Raw genomic sequence first — 3,154 nt, forward strand, 5'->3', positions numbered from 1 at the left:
GGCGAAGCCCGTCGTCGTGCCCGGCGTCCCGCGCCCGCACGCCGGCGGCGAGTCCCGCCCGGCGTCCCGGCCCGACGACCGGGCCGACGACCTGCCCGGCCTGCCGCTCCCGCCGGCCGCCGCCGTGAAGCACGGCCCGCTGACCGGGTCGGTGCTCGACCCGGCGACGTGGAAGCAGGCGGTGCGCACGCTGCAGGACCGCACGGTGCGCAAGTGAGCGCGCTCGCCACTCTCGCCGCGCTCGCCGCGCCCTACGCGCCGACGCCGCCGACGTCGCCCGACGCGCCCGCGCTCGGCGACACCGTGACCGTCGCCGTGAACGGCGTCAACGGCACCCCGAGCAGCTCGATCGTCGTCCTGCTCGGCATCACGCTGCTGTCGGTCGCGCCCGCGCTGCTGCTCATGACGACGAGCTTCACGAAGATCTTCGTCGTCCTGTCGTTCACCCGGAACGCGCTGGGCCTGCAGGGCGTCCCGCCCAACCAGGTCCTCGCGGGGCTCGCGCTGTTCCTCAGCCTGTTCATCATGGCGCCCGTCGTGAGCGACGTGAACGCGATCGGCGTGCAGCCCTACCTCGACGGCTCGCTGTCGTTCGCCGAGGCCGTCGACGTGGGCTCGGGGCCCCTGCGCGAGTTCATGCTGGGCCACACCCGCGAGCAGGACCTCGCGCTGCTGACCCGCGCCGCCGACCAGGAGAACCCCGCGTCGCCCGCCGACGTGCCCTTCACGACCCTGGTCCCCGCGTTCCTGCTCTCCGAGCTGCGGTCCGCGTTCATCATGGGCTTCGTCATCTTCGTGCCGTTCCTCGTCATCGACCTCGTCGTCTCGGCGTCGCTCATGTCGATGGGCATGATGATGCTCCCGCCCGTGATGATCTCCCTGCCGTTCAAGATCCTGCTGTTCGTCCTCGTCGACGGCTGGGGACTGATCGTCACGTCGCTCGTCGGCTCCTACACGGGCAGCGGGTAGCGCCATGGACACCACCGCCGTCCTCGACGTGGGCGTCGACGCCCTCGTCCTCGCCGCGAAGCTCTCCGCGCCGGTGCTGGTCACGGCCCTCGTCGTCGGCTTCGTCGTCTCCCTGCTGCAGTCCGTGACGCAGATCCAGGAGGTCACGCTCAGCTTCGTGCCGAAGGCCGTCGGCGCCGCGGTCGCGCTCGTCGTGTGCGGGCACTGGATGATCTCCGAGCTCGTCACGTTCACGCACGAGCTGTTCGCGCGGATCCCGGCCCTGGTCGGCGGGTGACGTGGACCCGATCAGCATCACGCTGCCCGTGCAGGCGGTGGAGACGACCATGCTCGCGAGCGTCCGCGTCGCCGCGTTCCTGGTGATCGCCCCGCCGTTCTCGCAGCGGGTGGTGCCGGGCTTCGTCAAGGTCGCGCTCGCGCTGGCCCTCGCGCTCGCGGTCGCGCCGCGCCTCGACCCGCTGCCGTCGGACACGACACCCACGTTCGTCGCGTCGCTCGTCGCGCAGGCCGTCATCGGCGGCGCTCTCGGGTTCCTCGTCTCGCTGGTGTTCTCCGCGGTGCAGTCCGCCGGCAACCTCATCGACCTGTTCGGCGGCTTCCAGCTCGCGACCGCGTACGACCCGATGACGCAGTCGGCGGGCGCGCAGTTCGGGCGGCTCTACCAGATGACGGCGATGGTGCTGCTGTTCGCGTCCGACGGGTACCAGGTCGTCATCGCGGGCCTCGTGCGGACGTTCGACGCGCTGCCGCTCGACGCACTCATGGACCCCGGCGCGCTCGCGGCGACCCTGACGACCGGCCTCACGCAGATGTTCCTCGCGGCCCTGCAGATCGCCGGGCCGCTGCTGGTCGTGCTGTTCCTCGCCGACGTCGGCCTCGGCCTGCTCACGCGCGTGTCGCCCGCGCTCAACGCCTTCGCGATGGGCTTCCCCCTGAAGATCTTGCTCACCCTGACGTTCGGCTCGCTCGCGTTCCTCGCGCTGCCCGGCGTCGTCGAGTCGCTGACCGGGCGGTCGGTCGAGCAGATGCTGGGGGTCCTGCCATGAGCAGCGACGGGCAGGACAGGACCGAGAAGGCCACCCCGCAGCGGATGAAGGAGGTCCGCCGCAAGGGCGGCCTCGGACGCTCGCAGGACCTCTCCGCGTGGATCGGTCTCGGCGCCGCCGCGGCCGTGCTGCCGCTCGTCCTCGACCGGGCGCGGGCGGCGTCGGTCGACCAGCTCGCCGCGTTCCGGGACGTCGCGGCCGACCCCGACGCGACCGACGTCGTGCAGGTGCTCGGCGACGGGCTCGGGTCGATCCTCGAGACGATGCTGCCGCTGTTCGCCGTCGGCGTGCTCGCCGCGATCGCCGTGAGCGCCGCGCAGGGCGGCGTGCACCTGCACCGGCTGCGGCTGCACGCCGAGCACCTCAAGCCCAAGGGCATCGCGAGCCGCCTCGTCGGGGCGCAGGCGTGGTGGCAGGGCACGAAGACGCTGCTCAAGACGGCCGCCGTCGCGCTCGTCCTGGTCGCCGCCGTGCAGGCCGTCGCCCCCGCGCTCATGGCGTCGGGACGGCTGCCGCTGTCGCACCTCATCGGGATCGCGACCGACGGCACGTCCACGCTGCTGCGCGCCGGCATCGCCGCCGGTGTGCTGCTCGCCGTCGCCGACGTGGTCGTCGTGTGGCGCCGCAACCGCAAGCAGACCCGCATGACGCTCCGTGAGGTCAAGGAGGAGCACAAGCGGACCGAGGGGGACCCGATGCTCAAGGGCGCGATCCGCTCCAAGCAGCTCTCGATGAGCCGGAACCGGATGATGGCCGAGGTCGCGAACGCCGACGTCGTCCTGGTCAACCCGACGCACGTCGCCGTGGCGCTGCGCTACGAGCCCGGCACGGGCGCCCCGCGGGTCGTCGCGAAGGGCGCCGGGGCCGTCGCCGCGAAGATCCGTGGCGCCGCGTCCGACGCGCGCGTCCCGATGGTCGAGGACGTCCCGCTCGCGCGGGCCCTGCACGCCGCGTGCGAGCTCGGCCAGGAGGTCCCCGCGCACCTGTTCACCGCCGTCGCGCGCGTCCTCGCGTTCGTCATGGCGCTGCGCCGCCGCGGTGCGGGCGCCGGCCAGCACCGCGTCCCCGGCGGCTCGACCCTCCCGCCCGACGACACCACCGACCACCGCGCGACCGCGCGGGCCGGGGCGCGCGACGCC

The 3,154-nt window shown here is 73.2% G+C and carries 5 protein-coding genes; all 5 read left to right on the top strand.

Going from position 1 to position 3,154, the window contains the following annotated elements:
* Positions 1–217 (top strand): hypothetical protein (locus CBZ_RS21080; protein WP_218022802.1); only part of this gene is annotated, 217 nt, incomplete at its 5' end.
* Complete coding sequence (fliP, locus tag CBZ_RS16835; RefSeq protein WP_130782637.1) at positions 214–969, top strand: flagellar type III secretion system pore protein FliP; 756 nt, start codon at positions 214–216, stop codon at positions 967–969. The genes CBZ_RS21080 and fliP, both read left to right, overlap by 4 nt.
* A 4-nt stretch (positions 970–973) precedes the next feature.
* Positions 974–1,246, top strand: coding sequence for a flagellar biosynthesis protein FliQ (gene fliQ / locus CBZ_RS16840; protein WP_130782638.1), 273 nt, complete (start codon positions 974–976; stop codon positions 1,244–1,246).
* 1 nt (position 1,247) lies between these two features.
* Positions 1,248–2,015 carry a flagellar biosynthetic protein FliR gene (gene fliR / locus CBZ_RS16845; RefSeq protein ID WP_174768694.1) on the top strand — a complete coding sequence of 256 codons (768 nt, stop codon included), beginning with the start codon at positions 1,248–1,250 and terminating at the stop codon, positions 2,013–2,015.
* Positions 2,012–3,154: EscU/YscU/HrcU family type III secretion system export apparatus switch protein (locus CBZ_RS16850; RefSeq protein WP_174768695.1), on the top strand; the 1,143-nt coding region annotated here is incomplete at its 3' end. The genes fliR and CBZ_RS16850, both read left to right, overlap by 4 nt.

The organism is Cellulomonas biazotea, assembly GCF_004306155.1.
Classification (GTDB): domain Bacteria; phylum Actinomycetota; class Actinomycetes; order Actinomycetales; family Cellulomonadaceae; genus Cellulomonas; species Cellulomonas biazotea.

Bases quoted from the DNA above. Each gene is read 5' to 3' on its own strand.
- fliQ (WP_130782638.1), top strand. From the start codon at position 974: ATGGACACCACCGCCGTCCTCGACGTGGGCGTCGACGCCCTCGTCCTC.